16 protein-coding genes are annotated in these 17,636 nt (G+C 65.5%); 6 read left to right on the top strand and 10 right to left on the bottom strand.

Features of this window, described 5'->3' with window-relative positions; all coding sequences use genetic code 11:
* Positions 1 to 290 precede the first annotated feature (290 nt).
* The 4 genes from C8J40_RS16770 to C8J40_RS16755 form a co-directional block, all read right to left on the bottom strand.
* Complete coding sequence (locus C8J40_RS16770; RefSeq protein WP_132897969.1) at positions 291 to 680, bottom strand: ribonuclease HI family protein; 390 nt, start codon at positions 678 to 680, stop codon at positions 291 to 293.
* Positions 680 to 1,870, bottom strand: coding sequence for a YihY/virulence factor BrkB family protein (locus C8J40_RS16765; RefSeq protein ID WP_165911490.1), 1,191 nt, complete (start codon positions 1,868 to 1,870; stop codon positions 680 to 682). Before C8J40_RS16765 ends, C8J40_RS16770 begins: the two co-directional genes overlap by 1 nt.
* A gap of 62 nt (positions 1,871 to 1,932) precedes the next feature.
* Entirely contained in the window at positions 1,933 to 4,431 is a 2,499-nt protein-coding gene (locus C8J40_RS16760) for an FtsX-like permease family protein (protein WP_132897968.1), read from the bottom strand.
* Positions 4,428 to 5,126, bottom strand: a complete 699-nt coding sequence (locus C8J40_RS16755; protein WP_243693448.1) for an ABC transporter ATP-binding protein — start codon at positions 5,124 to 5,126, stop codon at positions 4,428 to 4,430. The genes C8J40_RS16760 and C8J40_RS16755 overlap by 4 nt, the downstream gene beginning before the upstream one ends.
* Between C8J40_RS16755 and C8J40_RS16750 the strand changes: the two genes are divergently transcribed.
* Both C8J40_RS16750 and C8J40_RS16745 read left to right on the top strand, forming a co-directional pair.
* The gene (locus tag C8J40_RS16750) at positions 5,125 to 5,865 is read left to right on the top strand and encodes an arylesterase (RefSeq protein ID WP_243693447.1); all 741 of its coding nucleotides are present in this window, start codon (positions 5,125 to 5,127) and stop codon (positions 5,863 to 5,865) included. The two genes, C8J40_RS16755 and C8J40_RS16750, sit on opposite strands and share 2 nt — an antisense overlap.
* 175 nt (positions 5,866 to 6,040) lie before the next feature.
* Positions 6,041 to 6,769, top strand: a complete 729-nt coding sequence (locus C8J40_RS16745) for a Crp/Fnr family transcriptional regulator (protein WP_165911489.1) — start codon at positions 6,041 to 6,043, stop codon at positions 6,767 to 6,769.
* 144 nt (positions 6,770 to 6,913) lie between these two features.
* Here the strand turns inward: C8J40_RS16745 and C8J40_RS16740 are convergent, their stop codons facing one another.
* From C8J40_RS16740 to C8J40_RS16730, 3 genes are all read right to left on the bottom strand, one after another.
* On the bottom strand, positions 6,914 to 7,150 hold the full coding sequence (locus C8J40_RS16740) for a hypothetical protein (RefSeq protein ID WP_235982616.1): 237 nt from the start codon (positions 7,148 to 7,150) through the stop codon (positions 6,914 to 6,916).
* Between the two features lie 203 nt (positions 7,151 to 7,353).
* Positions 7,354 to 8,187 carry a transglutaminase family protein gene (locus tag C8J40_RS16735; RefSeq protein ID WP_132897966.1) on the bottom strand — a complete coding sequence of 278 codons (834 nt, stop codon included), beginning with the start codon at positions 8,185 to 8,187 and terminating at the stop codon, positions 7,354 to 7,356.
* Between the two features lie 14 nt (positions 8,188 to 8,201).
* Complete coding sequence (locus tag C8J40_RS16730; protein ID WP_132897965.1) at positions 8,202 to 9,110, bottom strand: transglutaminase family protein; 909 nt, start codon at positions 9,108 to 9,110, stop codon at positions 8,202 to 8,204.
* A 16-nt stretch (positions 9,111 to 9,126) separates the two neighbouring features.
* Here C8J40_RS16730 and C8J40_RS16725 point away from each other — a divergent pair, with 16 nt between their 5' ends.
* Both C8J40_RS16725 and C8J40_RS16720 read left to right on the top strand, forming a co-directional pair.
* Positions 9,127 to 9,939 carry an N-formylglutamate amidohydrolase gene (locus tag C8J40_RS16725; protein ID WP_132897964.1) on the top strand — a complete coding sequence of 271 codons (813 nt, stop codon included), beginning with the start codon at positions 9,127 to 9,129 and terminating at the stop codon, positions 9,937 to 9,939.
* Positions 9,940 to 10,105: 166 nt separating this feature from the next.
* Positions 10,106 to 12,271 (top strand): TonB-dependent receptor, encoded by a 2,166-nt coding sequence (locus tag C8J40_RS16720; RefSeq protein ID WP_132897963.1) that lies wholly within the window; start codon positions 10,106 to 10,108, stop codon positions 12,269 to 12,271.
* Between the two features lie 30 nt (positions 12,272 to 12,301).
* Here C8J40_RS16720 and C8J40_RS16715 read toward each other — a convergent pair whose 3' ends face one another.
* Both C8J40_RS16715 and C8J40_RS16710 read right to left on the bottom strand, forming a co-directional pair.
* On the bottom strand, positions 12,302 to 12,829 hold the full coding sequence (locus tag C8J40_RS16715) for a gamma carbonic anhydrase family protein (protein ID WP_132897962.1): 528 nt from the start codon (positions 12,827 to 12,829) through the stop codon (positions 12,302 to 12,304).
* Positions 12,829 to 14,928 carry a malate synthase G gene (locus C8J40_RS16710; RefSeq protein WP_132898000.1) on the bottom strand — a complete coding sequence of 700 codons (2,100 nt, stop codon included), beginning with the start codon at positions 14,926 to 14,928 and terminating at the stop codon, positions 12,829 to 12,831. Before C8J40_RS16710 ends, C8J40_RS16715 begins: the two co-directional genes overlap by 1 nt.
* A gap of 102 nt (positions 14,929 to 15,030) precedes the next feature.
* Between C8J40_RS16710 and C8J40_RS16705 the strand changes: the two genes are divergently transcribed.
* Entirely contained in the window at positions 15,031 to 15,906 is an 876-nt protein-coding gene (locus C8J40_RS16705; protein WP_132897961.1) for a LysR family transcriptional regulator, read from the top strand.
* On the opposite strand, the gene C8J40_RS16700 is transcribed toward C8J40_RS16705, so the two are convergent.
* Positions 15,861 to 16,361 carry a MarR family winged helix-turn-helix transcriptional regulator gene (locus tag C8J40_RS16700; RefSeq protein ID WP_207901252.1) on the bottom strand — a complete coding sequence of 167 codons (501 nt, stop codon included), beginning with the start codon at positions 16,359 to 16,361 and terminating at the stop codon, positions 15,861 to 15,863. The genes C8J40_RS16705 and C8J40_RS16700 overlap by 46 nt on opposite strands.
* A 79-nt stretch (positions 16,362 to 16,440) precedes the next feature.
* Here C8J40_RS16700 and hppD point away from each other — a divergent pair, with 79 nt between their 5' ends.
* Positions 16,441 to 17,511 carry a 4-hydroxyphenylpyruvate dioxygenase gene (hppD, locus tag C8J40_RS16695; protein ID WP_132897960.1) on the top strand — a complete coding sequence of 357 codons (1,071 nt, stop codon included), beginning with the start codon at positions 16,441 to 16,443 and terminating at the stop codon, positions 17,509 to 17,511.
* Positions 17,512 to 17,636: the final 125 nt, after the last annotated feature.

Below are 17,636 nucleotides of genomic sequence, written 5' to 3'. Positions count from 1 at the left end.
CCCTTGAGGAGCCCGAGAACCGCAAGCCGCCGCCCACATGTCCCTTCATCTTAACCTACAATGTCAAAGAGCCGACAAAAATACCGACACTCGCACAACCCTCCCTTCCGAGAAAGCTTGCAGCATCTGGTTTTTTGCGACCGCGGTAGAAGCCCGTAAGGCACTCCGCTGCGGTGACACCCCTCTAGGCGGGGTTCACAGAACCGTCAAACGCTTTTTTACAGTTTCGGGTCGGTTTTCGGAAAAACGAGCTTCAACGGCCCAGCGCGGCTAGATGGGAGTTGCTCGCCTTAGCGAGGATGCAACCTGGCGAGCGCTATGCCGGCGAGGTTCTGGGTTCGGCCGATATGCCGTATGCGAAGCCGATCGAAATCCGAGGCCAATTCCGCGAACCTTGCCCGGTGTGCTTCCAACTCTGGCGAACGGCACCGCGCCGTGCCGTTGGCTTGCGTGACGACCAGCGTGGAATCGCCGAGCAGCGTGATATCGCGGTCGCCGCTTTGCACTGCCACTTCCAGCGCATGGATGGCGGCCAGCCATTCGGCGTCGTTGTTGCTGCCGTCACCCAGATCGTGGCGGTAATGAATGACGCCCTTGCGAACGACTGCGCATTCGATCGGGCCGGGGTTTGGCCGGCATCCGCCATCGAAGAACAGCTTGGTAGACTGACCATAGGCCATCAGGTTTTGTCTCGCGGGTTCGTTGTCACCTGACCGGATGCAATATGCTTGCGATGTGCGAGCACTGCGCCGATCGCGATCATGCCGAGCCCCGCGATCGGTGAACCGCGACGGATAGACCTCAGCCCGACGAGCGCCAGAAGCGATGCGGGTAGCCCTGCCTGTACGCCGCTCAAATGCGCAACTGCCAAGACCCCTGCCCCGTCTTTCTCTACAGATCGAGCAACTGCCTGAGGCGCGACCTCAGTAGCGACCGTGTCGGCGACGGTCGCGCCTCGTGCGCCCATCGGAGCCGACGCACCGGTCGTCGTGTCGCTCGTCGTCTGGTGTTCGAGCTCCGAATTCAGCTCTGCGCCAAGCAGGAACACATAGGCCGACAACCACAACCACGTGAGCAGCACGATGACCGCGCTCAGCGAGCCATAGGTCGCACCGTAATTGCCGAAGCGCGAGACGTAGATGCCGAACCCGATCGTCGCGCCCAGCCATATCACCGTCGCGGTCAGCGATCCGGGGGTCAGCCACGCCCATTTGGCCTTGTGACGATTGGGACCAAACCTGTACAGGCAAGCCGCCGCGGTGACGCCCAACGAGGCAAGCACGCCGTAGCTGAGGAGACGGATCGCCAGAAGCAGGATTTCGGGAGCGCCAGGGATCAGGCTGTCGAGAAGCGCGAATGCCGCGGTCGACAGGGCGGCGATTAAGGCCAGCAAAACGGCACCACCTGTGATTGCGAACGCCAGCAGGTTCAGCGCGATGAACCCTCGCGTCTCCTTCTCTTCATAAGCGATGTTGAGCGCAGTGACGATCGACGATGCGCCCTTCGTGCCGCCGTACAAGGCAATCCCCAGCGCGATGACCAGGCCGAAACCCTTCTTGCCCTCCGACGTATTGACGACGGTCGCGAGCTGATCGCCGATCACGCGGGCGGCGTCGTCGGGAAGGACGTTGAACAGCGCGCGGATGTTCGCGACCACCGTCGCAGTGTCGGCGACCAGCCCGTAGACCAGCACCACCGATGCCAGCAGCGGGACGATCGCGGCGAACCCGTAGAACGCGGTGCCCGCCGCGATCAGGCCAATATTGTCGTCGTTCCCCTCGGCCCAAGTGCGCTTCAGGACCGTCCACCATTCGCGTGCCGACATCGACCAGGGGCTGGTGGCCTGATGCTCGGATGGTGTTTCGTTCATGCTTAGCGTCTTGCCCCCTCCGGTGTATTGCCCCCCAACGCCGCGCGGACACAAACGGACCCTCAGAGTTGCCGCAACGCCTGCGCCGGCCGTGCGCCGAGAATGGGCCACGCACCGATCAAGCCGATCACCATCGTCAACCCCGCCCCGCCCAGCAACGTCGCCAACACCGTCGCGTAGTCCGGGCGCCATTCGAAACTGAAGAGCTGCGTCACGACATACCAGGCGCCACCCAGCCCCAACAGCAATGCCAGCACCGACAGCACGATGCTGAGGAACGCGTATTCAAGCGCTTGCACCGCGAGCACCTGCCGCCGGGTCGCGCCGAGCGTCCGCAGGATCACGCCGTCATAGGTCCGCGCCTCTCGCGCCGCCGCAATCGCGCCGATCAGCACCGCGATCCCGGCAAGGATCGCCACCGACGCGGCTGCGGTGATCGCGGTCGCCATCTGCGAGACGATATCGCGGACCTGACCCAGCACGCCGCGCACCTCGATCACTGATACCGATGGGAAGCGCGGCAGCAGCGCGCGCATCACGGGCGCTTCCTGCCCCGGTGCGAGCTCGATCGTCGCCGCGAGATTATGCGGCGCGTCCTGGATCGCATTAGGCGAGAACACCATCACGAAGTTGAAGCCGAGTGTGTCCCAGCTGATCCGGCGGAACGATGCGATGTGCGCGGTCCGCTCGACGCCAAGCAAGGTGTAGGAAAGCGGATCGCCGATCTTGAGGTCGAGCACCTTGGCCAGTCGTTCGTCGATCGAGACCAGCGGCGGTCCGCTGTACTCGCGCGGCCACCACCGACCGGCGGTCAGTTCACTGCCCTCGGGCAAGGTTGCAGAATAGGTGAGCCCGCGTTCGCCGCGTAAAGCCCATGCGCCATCGGGGAGCGTCTTGAGATCAGCGACACGCGTCGTGCCGTAGCCGGTGATCGTACCGCGCATCGCGGGCACGGTGCGGATGACCGGGTGGATAGCGACGCCTTCGATGGTCCGCCGGAACTCAGCCTCGCGGTCGGGCGGAACGTCCAATGCGAACAGCGCCGGCGCGCGCTTGGGTACGGTGAGCTCTATGTTCGCGTCGATGCTCGTGCGGATGCCGGCGAGCAGGACGAACAGTGTCAGGCCGAGCCCCAGCGCAACGACCAGAGTGCCGGTCCGCGCGCCGGGGCGGTGGAGCCCAGCGATGGCGAGCCGGAGCAACGGCTTGCGCGAACGGGGAAGAGCTGCGGCGACTCTGCGTACCGCCCAGCCGAACGCTGCCAATACCAGCAGCACGCCCGCCACCGCCGCGAGGAAGCCAGCGCTGAGGCCTGGCTGGTCCGCGGTCGACAGCGCGAGCGCGACGATCGCGGCTCCGGCACCGAGGACCCAGGGCAAGGTCCGGCGTAAAGGGACCGACCGATTGCCGAAGACACCGCGGAGCAAGCCCGCCGCGGGAATGCTGCCCGCCTCGATCAGGGGTGGCGCGGTGAAGGCCAGCGCGATCAGCATGCCGTAAGCAGCGGCGAGCGCGAGCGGGACGAACTGGAGCGAGAAGCGCGGCGCCACCGGCAGAACGTCGCCTGCGAGCCAGACGATCAACGGCACCGTCACCGCACCCGCGATCAGACCAAGAACGATCCCCATCGCCGCCACGACCGCCACTTCGAGGAGGTAGATCTTGGCGATCAGACCAGACGTCGCGCCGAGAACCTTCAACGCCGCGATGCTGCTGCGGCGGGCGGCGAGGTAGGAGGAGACGCCGTTGCCGACGCCGATCCCGGCGATGACGAGTGCGGACAGCCCGACCATCAACAGGAACTGCCCCATGCGATCGACGAAGCGTTCGGCACCGGGCGCGGCACGGTCGCGCGTCTTGGTTTCCCATCCACCGGTCGGGAATGCCGCCTTGAACCGATCGACCGCGGTCGTCGGCGAGGCGCTTGGCGACAGCCGGACGCGGTACTTGCTCTCGTAAAGGCTGCCGGGCTGGACCAGACCGGTCCGCGCTATGCCCGCCATCGAGACGATCGCGACGGGGCCGAGCGTGAAGCCTTCGCCCAGCCGGTCAGGTTCATTCGCGATCACGCCGGCAACGGTGAAGTCCGCGGTCCCCAGCCGTACGCGCGCGCCGGGCCCAACGCCAAGCCGCTGCGCCAAGGCCGGGACGATCCAGATCGTCTTGGGATCGTCGACCTTCGCGACCGATCCACCCTGTACGGCGAGCGTGCCGTAGAGCGGATAGACCGCGTCGACGCCCTTGAGCTGGACCGGCACGCTGTTGGTGCCGCGGATCGCGGTCGCCTGCATGCGGACGGTCTCGGACACCGTGCCGAGCCGCGCCATCGCCGCGCGCTCGTCAGGCGTCGCGGCACGCTGCGACGTACCGAACTCGACATCGCCGCCCAGGATCGCGCTACCGCGGGAAGCAAGCTCGGCGTCGATCGACTGCGTCAGGCTGCCGATCGCGGCCAGCGCGCCGACGCCAAGGAACAGGCATGCCAGCAGAAGCCGCAGCCCGCGAAAGCGAAGATCGAGTTCGCGACGGGCTAGCCGCCACGCCAGCCGCCATTCGCTCACCGCAAGCGATCCGCGGCGATCCGGCCGTCGGCGAGTTCGACGATGCGGTCGCAGCGCGCCGCGAGTACCGGATCGTGGGTAATGATGATCAGCGTAGCGCCGGTCGCGGCGCGGCGGTCGAAGAGGAGATCCATGACCGAGGCGCCGGTGGCGGCGTCGAGGTTGCCGGTCGGTTCGTCGCCGAAGACGAGCGCCGGACGCGGACCGAGCGCGCGGGCGATCGCCACGCGTTGCTGCTCGCCACCGGAAAGCTGCGTGGGGTAGTGGCCGATCCGGTGCGGGAGGCCGACCGCCGCGAGTTCGGCTTCTGCTCGATCGAACGCGTCGGGCATCCCGGCCAGTTCCATCGGCACGGCGACGTTCTCGAGCGCGGTCATCGTCGGCAGCAAATGGAAGGCCTGGAGGACGATCCCGATGCGTCCACGCCGCGCGCGGGCCAGAGCGTCTTCGTCGAGCTTGCCAAAATCAAGCCCGGCGACTTCGACCCGGCCGCTGGTCGCGCGCTCCAGGCCGGAGAGCACCGCCATCAGCGACGACTTGCCAGACCCCGAAGGCCCGAGCAGCGCGACGCTGGTACCTTGGGCGATGTCGAGATCGATGCCCTTGAGGATCGTCGTCGCGGCAGTCGATGCGCCGAGTGTCAGCGTGACATCGCGCGCCGAGATCACCATATCGACGGAAGCAGGTTCGGACATGGAGACCAATATCTTGGAGAAACGGATGGGACGCTGGCCTCTTTATGGGGGCGGACTGGCGCTTCTCCAAGCGGGGCTGCTGGCCGGCTGCGATCGAACACCCGAGGCCCCTGCCCCGCCGCCGGCGACGAACGCGATTTCGCCGGTTGTTGCGACCCCAGCGCCGCAGGGTCCCGAGCGACTGATCCTTGCATTCGGGGACAGTCTGTATGCCGGTTACGGCCTCGATCGCGGGCAGAGCCTGCCGGATACGGTGCAAAACCGGTTGCGCAAGGACGGTATCAACGCGACGATCGTAAACGCCGGGGTATCGGGCGATACCAGCGGGGCGGGACGGCAGCGGTTCGCGTTCGCGCTCGACAACATGAAGCGCAAACCGGACCTCGTGGTGATCGGACTCGGTGGCAACGACGTGCTGCGGCAGATTTCGCCGGCCGAGACACGCGCCAACATGACGGCGATGATGGACGAAGCGAAGCGTCGCGGCATTCCGGTCATGCTGACGGGTATGATGGCGCCACCTAATCTGGGCCCGGATTTTGCGGTGCAGTTCAACGGCATTTGGCCCGATCTTGCCAAGCGTTATAACGCGACACTGTACCCGTTCATCCTCGATGGCGTAATCGGCAAGGCGCAGTTGATGCAGGCCGATCATGTCCATCCCAACCGCAACGGCGTCGACCGGATCGCGGCGCGTGTCGGACCGGTGATAATGACCGCTTTGAGAAATACTGAATGATCCCGTTTGCTTGCAGCCCAAGTCTGCGTGACGGTTGCAACACGGCTACGACGCGATACGGCGAAGAATCCATCCCCCCGTCCGGTTCCGCGACGGACATCACATTGCATTCCCTCTTTCGCCGCGCGCGTGGTTGGTGCAACGCCGGGAGTACAAAGGGGGCGATGCAATGCAATTGAGCGGTTTGATCGCACGGCTTGGTCGACATCTCGACTTGACCGATGCGGAGCGTGACGCGATCACGCGGGCCGAGCGCGGCGAACGGCGCTTGAAGGCCGGCGACATCCTGATGGCGGAAGGTGGCGAGAGCCATGCGCTGTACGTCGTGCGCCAGGGGTGGCTGCACTCCTCGACCAAGCTGATCACCGGCGGCCGGCAGATCCTGCGATTTCATTATGCGGGCGACCTGATCGGTACGTCGAGCATGGCCTGGTCGCAGGCGGCGGCGACGCTGACCGCGATCTCGGATTGCTGGGTGATCGAATTGCCAAAGACCGAACTCGGGCTGCTGTTCCGCGCGCAACCGCGGATCGCCGGGCTGCTGTATGCGATCGCCGCGGCGGAAAACGTCGCGATGAGCGACCGGCTGACGACGATCGGACGGATGGGCGCGAGCGAGCGGCTGTCGACGTTGCTGCTCGACATCATGGCGCGGTTGCGCGTGACGGCGGGCGGGATCGTCGACTCATTCGACCTGCCGCTGACACAAACCGATATCGGCGATGCGCTGGGGCTGACCAAGGTGCATGTGAACCGGACGATCCGGGCGCTGGAGAAGTCAGGCGTGATCGAGCGGACCGGGCGGCGGGTGCGGATCGTCGACGAGGCGGCGCTGGTCGCGGCGACCGGGTTTACCGATCGCTATGGCGAGATCGAGACGGCCTGGTTGCCGCCTGCGGTTTAGGGAGATTCTGATCCTCCCCCGCTAGGGGGAGGTGTCGCCGAAGGTGACGGAGGGGGAGGAAAGAGGAACCGCTGTTCCGTGTCCTCCCCCTCCGTCAGGCTCACGCCTGCCACCTCCCCCTGGCGGGGGAGGATCGCTAGTAGGTCAGGTGCGGTCTACTACGAACAGCGTGACGCGGTCGTACTTGATGTCGCCGGGGTTGAAGATCGCGTCGGGGACGAACGGGCGATCGATCACCTCGATATCCTTCAGTCCGGCGAGCTTGAACGTGCCGAGCTTGATCTCCTTTGGAGGCTGACCGTCGCGCTCCAGCGTGATCGCGTCGACGAACACGTCGTCATGCTTGGTGTAGAGGATGTGCGGCGCCAGCGTGCAGACCATCCGATTATAGGTCGCGGTGATGCACTGGCGCAGCGCGATCGCCTGCAACAGCAGCGCGTTTGCGTTGGACGGGGCAGGCTGGGATGGGGCGGACTGGTCTGGGGTCGAGGTCATGTTGTGCATCGCGGCATAAGTTAGGGGATCGGTGCCGTTAGGCCGAACGCGCTACATGCGACAAGGCCTAACTTGACGCCATAGCCGGTTTAGCCCGCCTGTTCGACCCGGCCTGGCGCGTCGACCTCGTCGGTGTGGACGTCGAAGCCGATCAGCCGCGCCGGGCCGAAGCTGGTGGTCAGCGCGGTATCGGTGGCGTCGCGGCCCCGCGCCATCAGGATCCGCCCGATCCGTGGGCGATTATGCCGCGCGTCGAGCGTGTGCCACGCGCCGCCGAGATACACGTCGAACCAAGCGGAGAAGTCCATCGGCGCGTCGACCGGCGGGATGCCGATATCGCCAAGATAGCCGGTGCAATAGCGTGCGGGGATATTCATGCATCGGCACAAGGTAACGGCGAGATGCGCGAAGTCGCGGCAGACGCCCTGCCGTTCCTGGTACACGTCCCACGCGGTCTTGGTCGATCGCGCGAAATGATAGCCGAACTCGACATGGTTGTGCGTGAAGTCGACGATCGCCTGAACGCGCTGCCAACCGGCGGGGACGTGGCCGAACAGCGACCAGGCAGTCTCCGACAGGCGGTCGGTCTCGCAATAGCGGCTGCCGAGCAAGTAGATCAGGATGTCGTCGGGGAGGTCCTGTACCGCGTGCTGGACGGCGTCGGGGGAGACCGGGTCCGGCAGGCCGCTGTCCTCGATCGTGAAGTCACACGACAAGGTGAGGCCGCCGCTCGGCACCGTGAACCGCGTGCAGACGTTGCCGAACGCGTCGAGATAATCATAGGTCGGCACATCGGGATCGGCGGCAAGCCGGTGCGGCGTCACCAGATCCTTGTTGCGCGACGGATGCACGCTGAGCATCGCCAGCATCGGGGTTTCGACGTCGGTTTCGAAACGAATGTCATAGCCGGCCCGGATCAGCATCGATGTCCCCCTATTCAAGCTGTTAGTGATGTTTGTTGACTGGCCGCCTCATCTTCGTCGACGGTGATGTCGACCGACACGCTCATGTCGAGGAAGCTGCCGGGAAAGCCGCTCCAGGTGCCGGAGACGGGCACCGCCTGGTAGATGTCGCGCGCGACGGCGACGCGGACGAGACCGCGGTTGCCGACGATCCCGTTGGTAGGATCGAACTCGACCCAGCCCGAGCCGGGAATGTAGACGCGGACCCAGGCATGCGTGTTGCCGCCCCCGGTGCGATGTTCTCTACGTGTCGGATTGTAGACATAGCCCGATACGAACCGTGCCGCGAAGCCGAGCGCGCGGACCGCCTCGATCATCAGCATCGCATAATCGCGGCAGGTGCCCTTGCGCTTGGCGAGCGTCTCGATCGGCGACTGCGTGCCCTTCTCGGGGCGCTGGACATAGGTGAACTCGCGCTTGATCGCCGCGGTCATCTCCGAGAGCATGGCGAGCGTATCGGTCTGCCCGCCCGGCGCGACGAACCGCCGCGCCCAGGTGTCGATCTCGCGCAGCGGATCGTGATGCTGGCGCTCGATCGAGCGGAGCAGGTCGGGCATCTCCTCCGACGAATAGGTGAACGGATAGAAGCGCGCGTAGCGTTCGATATCGACGTTCTGGAGTTCGGCGGGGGTGTGATCGAGCCGGACGCGGCTGTCGATCACGAGGTCCTTGGCGCGCTTGTCGAAGGTGGCGATCGCGACCGCGTTGCCGAACACGTCGTGCAGCCAACGGACGTCGGAGGGCTCCGGCGTGATCGTGAGCTGCGTGTCGATCAGATGCTGGTCGTAGCTTTCGCGCGGCCGGACCATGATCCGGTGCTCGCCGAATGCAACCGGTTGGCGATACGAGTATTTGGTTACATGAGAGAGCGTTAGAGATGGCATCGAGGATCCACGTCGCATGAACAGCACTGCCAGCCAAACGCTGCTTGGGACCGAAGATGCCGCACCGGTCGTGGTGGTCAACCCCAAAGGCGCGTCATCGTTCCTGCTGATCGGCGATCATGCGGGAAATGCCGTACCGAAGGCGCTGGGGTCGCTGGGCCTGAGCGATGCGGAGCTGTCGCGGCATATCGGCTGGGACATCGGCATCGGCGAACTGGGGGCGCTGCTCGCGGAGAGGCTCGACGCGGTGTTCGTCCGCCAGACCTATTCGCGGCTGGTGATCGACTGCAACCGGAGTCCGAGCCAGCCGGATCTGATCGCCGAGATCAGCGACGGAACCGTGGTGCCGGGGAATGTTGCGCTTGGTGAGGTCGATCGCGCCGCGCGGTTCGCCGAGATCCACACACCGTATCAGGCGGCGATCGCGGCGGAGATCGCGCGGCGCGATGCGGCCGGCATGACGACAATGCTGGTCGCGCTGCACAGCTTCACGCCGGCGATGAAGGGCGCGTTGCGGGATCAGGCGCGGCCCTGGCATATCGGCATCCTGCACGACGGCGGCGACACCGGGTTCGCACACGCGCTGCTCGACGTGTTGCGCGACGAGGTGGATCTGGTGGTGGGCGACAACGAACCGTACCGGATGGACCTGATCGACTACACCATCCCGCGTCATGCGTATCCGCAGCGGCGGCTGTATGCGGAGATCGAGATTCGGCAGGATCTGCTGGGGTCGAGCGAGGGGTGCGCGGCGTGGGCGGAGCGGCTGGCGCGGGTGCTGCCCGCTGCGCAGGCAGAGGTGCTGCCCGCTGCGCAGGCGTTGGCCTGACCGCGCGATCCAGTCTCGCTAAGCAGGTCTTGATCTGTGTTGCATTGCAGTAACAGCGCGATGACCAAGTGCGTACATGGCAAGATTGTCACTTGATATGATGTATCATCAAATTTACCCAACGAGTCGTACTGGGACGATACCCCGACGACGATAAGGGAATTTCATGAAGACGATGCTGTTCGGCGCCACCGCCCTGGCTGCGCTCCTCGCCCCTCAGGCTCACGCCCAGACGGTCGCCACGGATACCACGACGCCCGCCCCTACTCCGGCATCGGTCGGCTCGACCAACCAGCGCGACATCATCGTCACTGCGCCGCTCCAGACCAGCGAGCGCGACGTGTTGCAGGGTACGACGGTGCTGACTGGCCAGGAACTCACGCGTCAATTGCGTCCGTCGCTCGGCGAGACGCTCGCACGCCAGCCCGGCGTTTCGGCCAGTTCGTTCGGACCCAGTGCCTCGCGTCCGATCCTGCGCGGCTTCCAGGGCGACCGCATCCGCGTGCTGACCGACGGTATCGGCTCGATCGACGTGTCGAACACATCGGTCGACCACGCGGTCATCATCGACCCGCTGCTCGCCGAGCGCATCGAAATCCTGCGCGGGCCCAGCGCGCTGCTCTACGGCACGTCGGCGGTTGGTGGCGTCGTCAACGTGATCGACACGCGCATTCCGAGGTCGGTGCCCGAGAACGGCTACCGGTTGAACGGGATCGCCAATTATGGCTCGGCGGCGAACGAGCGGTCGGGCGGCATGGCCGGCGACGTCGCGGTCGGCCAGCACCTCGTTCTGCATGCGGACGGCTCGTATTTGAAATCCGGCGACCTGCGCACCGGCGGCTATATCCTGTCGCGCGACGCCCGCGCGCAGGCGCTGGCGACGGCCGCCACGCAGCCCATCGACCCCAACGAAGCCGATCCGATCGATTACGCCGCCTCGGCGCAGTTGAAGGGCAAGCTCCCCAATACGCAGTCGGAAACCTGGACCGCGGGCGCCGGCGCCTCGATCATCACCGACAATGGCAGCCTCGGCGTGTCGTACAGCCACTATGACAGCCTGTACGGCGTGCCCATCCGCTACGCCACGCAAGCCGGCCAAGAGCAGGAGGCACCGCGTCTCGACGTCGTCCAGAACCGCGTCGACCTGCGCGGCGAGATCGATACCGGCGGCGACGTGTTTTCGAAGATCCGTGTCCGCGTCGGCCAGGCGAGCTATCGTCACTTCGAGCTGGAAGAAGACAATTCGGTCGGCACCGCGTTCTACAACAAGGGCCTCGAAGGGCGCCTCGAAGTCGTCCAGGCGAACCGCGGCGGCTGGCAGGGCGCGTCGGGCGTGCAGTTCTACAACCGGATCTTCAACGTGGTCGGCGACGAGGCCTTCCTGCCGAAGAACGAGACCAACCAGACCGGCCTGTTCACGCTCCAGCAGTATGAATCGGGCAAGTTCCGCGCCGAGGGTGGCGTGCGCTACGAGATCACCGATCTCGCTGCACGGACGCCCGAGGACGATCTGCGCTTCTTCCGGGGGAGCCAGAGCTATCATTCGGTATCGGGCTCGCTCGGCGCCTCCTACGCACTCACCGACAGCATCCGCGTCGGCCTGAATGGGTCGCGGACCGAGCGTGCACCGTCGGCCGAAGAGTTGTTCGCGAACGGCGCGCATGCCGGCACGCAGGCGTATGAACTCGGCAACCCCGACTTCAAGCTGGAAAAGTCCTGGGGCCTCGAAGGCACGCTGCACGCGCACGGCGACGGCTTCAGCTTCGACGCGTCGGCCTATTACAACTGGTTCTCGAACTATATCTCGGAGAATCAGGTCGCGGCGTCGGTGTGCCAGGCGGCGGCCAATCCGTCGGGCCGCGTGGTCGACCTGCCCTGCTTCCAGTATCAGCAGGCCGACGCCCGCTATTACGGGTTCGAGGCGGATGCTTCGGTGAAGGTGGCGCAGATCGGCGGCTATGCGGTCAACGCCGACGTGCTGGGCGATTACGTGCATGCCAACATCGTCGACCAGGGCCCCGTCCCGCGCATTCCGCCGATGCGTGTGCTCGGCGGGATCGAGGCGCAAGGCGACCGGATCAACGGCCGCGTCGAGGTCGAGCACGTGTTCGACCAGAACCGGATCGCCGCGTTCGAAACGAAGACCAACGACTATACGATGGTCAACGCGTCGATTGGACTTAGCCCGTTCGGCAAGGATTCGAAGACGACGCTGTTGCTGAGCGCGAACAACCTGTTCGACGTGAATGCTCGGCGCGCGACGAGCTTCCTCAAGGACTTCGCGCCGCTCGCCGGCCGTGATTTCCGCGCAACGCTGCGCTTCGGGCTGTGAAGTGACTGGGCCAGCGCTGTGCGCTGGCCCCTAGTCGTCGATCCGTTCAAGCCCTTCGGCATAGACGCGCTGCCGGGCCGCATAGGCTGCGGCCGATACCTTCAGGCTGGCGATCGCTTCGGGCGATAAGTCCCGTACGGCCTTCGCAGGCGCGCCAACAATCAGGCTTCCCGCCGGAAACACCTTGCCCTCCGTCACCAGCGCATTAGCACCGATCAGGCAATTCTCGCCGATCACCGCGTTGTTGAGGATCGTCGCGCCCATCCCGACTAGGACATTGTCGCCGATCGTACAGCCGTGAAGGATCGCGTGATGGCCGATCGTGCAGCCTTGGCCGACGGTCAGCGGCGCACCGGGGTCGGAGTGCAGCATCGCGCCTTCCTGGATATTGGTCCGCGCCCCGACGAAGATCGGCGTGTTGTCGGCGCGGATCACCGCCCCGAACCAGACGCTCGCCCCCTCCCCCAGCCGTGCGTCGCCGATGACGTCGGCGGACGGCGCGACCCAGACGTCGTTAGCCAGCGTAGGGCGTTTTCCTTCGATCGCGTAGAGTGGCATCAGGCAGCGTCCCTATCCTTTGCCCGCGCGCGGAACGCGTGGAGCAGCGGTTCGGTATACCCACTCGGCTGCGTCAGACCATCGAACACGAGCGCGCGGGCGGCCTGAAACGCGAGGCTGTCGCCCTCATGCCCTGCCATCGGCCGGTACAGCGGATCGCCCGCATTCTGCGCATCGACCTTCGCCGCCATCCGCCGCAGCGCCCCATCCGCCTCGTCGGGCGTGGCGATGCCGTGGAGCAGCCAGTTCGCCATGTGCTGCGAACTGATCCGCAGCGTCGCACGGTCCTCCATCAAGCCGATGTCGTGGATATCGGGCACCTTAGAACAGCCGACGCCCTGGTCGACCCAGCGCACGACATAGCCGAGGATACCCTGCGCGTTGTTCTCCAGCTCCTCGCGAACTTCGTCGGGCTGCCAGTTGTGCCCGGTCGCCACCGGGATCGTCAGCAGCGCATCGAGCGAGGCGACGGGCTCGGCCTTGCGCTCCGCCTGTCGCGCGAACACGTCGACGCGGTGGTAGTGCGTCGCGTGCAGCGTGGCCGCGGTCGGCGACGGCACCCAGGCGGTATTCGCGCCGGTCATCGGATGCGCGATCTTCTGCTCGAGCATGTCCGTCATCCGGTCCGGCGCGGCCCACATGCCCTTGCCGATCTGTGCCTTGCCGCTGAGCCCGCAGGCGAGCCCGATCTGGACGTTGCGATCCTCATACGCCTTGATCCACGACGAGGCTTTCATCTCGCCCTTGCGGATTATCGGGCCGGCGCGCATCGACGTGTGCATCTCGTCGCCGGTGCGATCGAGGAAGCCGGTGTTGATGAACACCACCCGGTCTTTGACCGCGGCGATGCAGGCGGCGAGATTGGCCGAGGTGCGCCGCTCCTCGTCCATCACGCCGACCTTGATCGTGTGGCGCGCGAGACCGAGCAGGTCTTCGATCGCGTCGAACAGCCGGTTGGTGAAGGCGGCTTCGTCGGGACCGTGCATCTTCGGCTTGACGATGTAGATCGAGCCCGCGCGACTGTTGCGGATCGGGCCGGTGCTCTTGAGGTCGTGCAAGCCGATCAGCGACGTGACGATGCCGTCGAGGATACCCTCGGGAGCTTCGTTGCCATCCGCGAGCAGGATCGCGGGCGTGGTCATCAGGTGGCCGACGTTGCGCACGAACATCAGGCTGCGGCCGGGGAGCGTGAAGGCGCTACCGTCGGGGCCGGTGTACTGCCTGTCGGGTTCGAGAGACCGCGTGACCGTACGGCCGCCCTTGTCGAAGCTGGCGGCCAGGTCGCCCTTCATCAACCCGAGCCAATTGGCGTAGGCGGCGACCTTGTCCTCGGCATCGACCGCGGCGATCGAGTCCTCGAGATCCGCGATCGTGCTCAGCGCGGATTCGAGGACGACGTCGGCGAGGTTCGCAGGATCGTCGCGCCCGATCGGATGCTGAGGATCGATCACCAGTTCAATGTGCAGGCCGTTGTGACGCAACAGGATATTAACGCCAGCATGCCCGACGAGCTGGCTCGGCTCGGCAAGCTGCGGCGTGCCACCGGTCCAGTCGGTCCACGACCCGCTAGCCAGCGGCACGGCATCGTCGAGGAATGCCTTCGCCCATGCGATCACCTGCGCGCCTCGGGCGGCGTCATAGCCCTTGCCGGACGCCGCGCCAGGGATCGCGTCGGTGCCGTAGAGCGCGTCGTACAGGCTCCCCCACCGCGCGTTCGCGGCGTTGAGCAGGAAGCGGGCATTCAGGATCGGCACCACCAGTTGCGCGCCGGCGAGCGAGGCGACCTCCGCATCGACGTTGCTCGGCGCGACTGCGAAGGGCGCGGGCTCGTCGACCAGATAGCCGATCTCGCGCAGGAACGCCTGATACGCGGACTGGTCGATCGGCTTGCCGGCGCGGGCTTCGTGCCACGCGTCGATCTTTTCCTGCAGTTCGTCGCGAACCGCCAGCAGCGCAGCGTTCTCCGGCGCAAACCTGGCGTAAATGTCGGACACGCCCTGCCAGAACGCCCCGGCTTCAAGACCCGTGCCCGGCAGCGCCTGGGTCTCGATGAAGTCTACCAGCGATGCGGCGATCGTCAGACCCGCCTTTTCGATCATCTCGGCCATGCTGCTCTCCTATACTTGGGCAACACAATAGACGCCCGCCACCTTCGCCACTAGACACCATAAACCGAAAGCTGTTGATCGCCTGGAGAACGAATGGATCCCGACATCGTGCTCTTCGCCGAAGTGGTCCGGACCGCCAGCCTCAGCGCGGCGGGGCGTTCGATGGGTATCTCGCCGGCGATGGTCTCGAAGCGGATCGCGCGACTGGAGGCACGGCTTGGCGTGCGGTTGCTCAACCGTACCACCCGCCGCCTCGACCTCACCGCGCGGGGTGCTGCCTATCACCGCGACATGGTGGAGATTCTCGCAGCGATCCGCGACGTGGAAGCGCGCGTGTCGGACCGTACGGATACGCCGGCTGGACCATTGCGGGTCAGCGCCCCCACGTCGTTCGGTCGCCTCCACATCGCGCCGCACCTGAAGCCGTTCCTCGACGCGTATCCGGCGATCGAACTCGACCTCGATTTGTCCGATGGCTTCTCCGACGTCATCGGCGACCGGCTCGACCTCGCCATCCGGATCGCGCCTGCGGTCCCGCCGAGCCTTACGGGGTATCGTCTCGCCGACAGCCGCCGCGTCCTCTGCGCCGCAGCAAGCTATAGCGCACCACGAGACGCGGCCGAGCTTACGAACCACCGCCTGCTTGCGGCGAAGGGGCAGATGCCCTGGCGCTTGGCCAGCCCCGAGGGGGAGGTCACGATCGATCGCCCGAGCTATGTTGCGACCAATTCCAGCGAAGTCGTCCGCGAACTCACGCTGGCCGGCGTCGGCATCGCGTTACGCTCGCTATGGGACGTCAGCGCGGATCTGGCGAGCGGTAGGCTCGTGCGTGTGCTCCCGGAACTGGCTGGTTCGGCGGATGTCGGGATTTACGCGGTGCATGCGCGCGGGCCGGTGTCGTCTGGTACCACCGCGCTGCTCGATTACCTGCGCGGTCTCTGGTCGCCAACGCCGCCGTGGGTGTCATGAACGAGGTCGATCGTCACCGCGTCGATCCGGCGTAGCATCGTGACGAACTGTTCGACCTCCGCGCTTGAGAACCCGGCAAAAATCCGGCGCTCCAGATCGAGCGCCTTCGGTGCGACAGACGCATAGAGCGTGTGACCGTCATCAGTCAGCTTCAGCAGATGCGAGCGGCGATCCTCCGGATTCGCATGCCGCTGCATCAGCGCCCGCTCGACCAGCGCGATCGCCGCGCGGCTGACGGTCACCTTGTCCATCCGCGTCTGCTGCCCGACCTGCTGTTGCGTGATCCCGTCCGCCTCGGCGACCACAGCGACCAGCCGCCACTCCGGGATCGTCAGCCCGAACAGTGCCTCGTACGTGTCTGCCACCGCCTCGCTGACGAGGTTGGAGGTGATCGACAGGCGATACGGGATGAAATCGTCCAGGACGAGTGCGCGGGTGGCATCGGAGTTGGGCATATCAAAATCGTAACGATTGACACCAGTTGTTCAACCCGCCAGATTGGTAACAACGGATACCAACTGTCAGGATGTGATCATGGACCATATGGACGTAAACCCGATGGGTCTCGACGGGTTCGAGTTCGCCGAGTTCACCTCGCCCGATCCCGACCGGATGGCCGCGCAGTTCGAGCAGTTCGGCTTCGTCGCCGCCTCGACCCACCCGACTAAGGCCGTCACGCGCTACAAGCAGGGCCGCATCAACCTGTTGCTCAACCGTGAAGACGGTGGCCATGCGGCGGCATTCCGTGCGGATCATGGCCCGTCGGCAAGCGGCATGGCGTTCCGCGTTCACGACGCCAAGGAAGCGTTCGACGCGGCGCTTGCACGCGGCGCCAAGGCAGCCGATGCTAGCATGGGTGCGCTCGGCGAGGGCAGCTACGTGCTCGAAGGGATCGGCGGTTCGCTGCTGTATCTGGTCGACAAGCACGGCGCGGCCGGCAGCCTGTACGACGACTGGAACCAGGTTCCGGGCGCGGCCGAAGCTGAAGCCGAGAACAACGTCGGGCTCGACCTGCTCGATCACCTCACACACAATGTGAAGCGTGGCCAGATGCGGACGTGGGCCGAATTCTACGGGCAGATCTTCGGCTTCGAGGAGCAGAAGTATTTCGACATCAAGGGCAAGGCGACCGGCCTGTTCAGCCAGGCGATGATCGCGCCCGACCGTGCGATCCGCATCCCGCTGAACGAGAGCCAGGACGACAAGAGCCAGATCGAGGAATTTATCAAGGATTATAACGGCGAGGGTATCCAGCATCTGGCGCTGACCACCGACGATGTCTTCGAGACGGTCGAGAAGCTGCGCGCGCGCGGCGTCAAGCTGCAGGACACGATCGAGACCTATTACGAACTGGTCGACAAGCGCGTGCCGAACCACGGCCACGACCTCGAACGCCTGCGCCGCAACCGCATTCTGATCGACGGCAATGTCGGCGAGGAGGGGCTGTTGCTGCAGATATTCACCGAGAACATGTTCGGCCCGATCTTCTTCGAGATCATCCAGCGCAAGGGGAACGAGGGCTTCGGCAACGGCAATTTCCAGGCGTTGTACGAGAGCATCGAGCTCGATCAGATCCGCCGCGGGGTGATCACCGTCGACGCCTGATCGAGGATCGAAGCGCAACTTCGGTCGAGATGCAGCGCGCAGGCGCTGCCGTCGACCGGCCGGCGCGGACGGAGCCGCCCCATAGGGCACGGCTTCGCCGTGACCGACGGGGCTGCGGTTAGAAA

Source organism: Sphingomonas sp. PP-CC-3A-396 (assembly GCF_004343105.1).
In the GTDB taxonomy this organism is placed as follows: domain Bacteria; phylum Pseudomonadota; class Alphaproteobacteria; order Sphingomonadales; family Sphingomonadaceae; genus Sphingomonas.
Note: the sequence above shows the minus strand (reverse complement) of the source record. Positions and strands in the feature narration are given on the sequence as shown.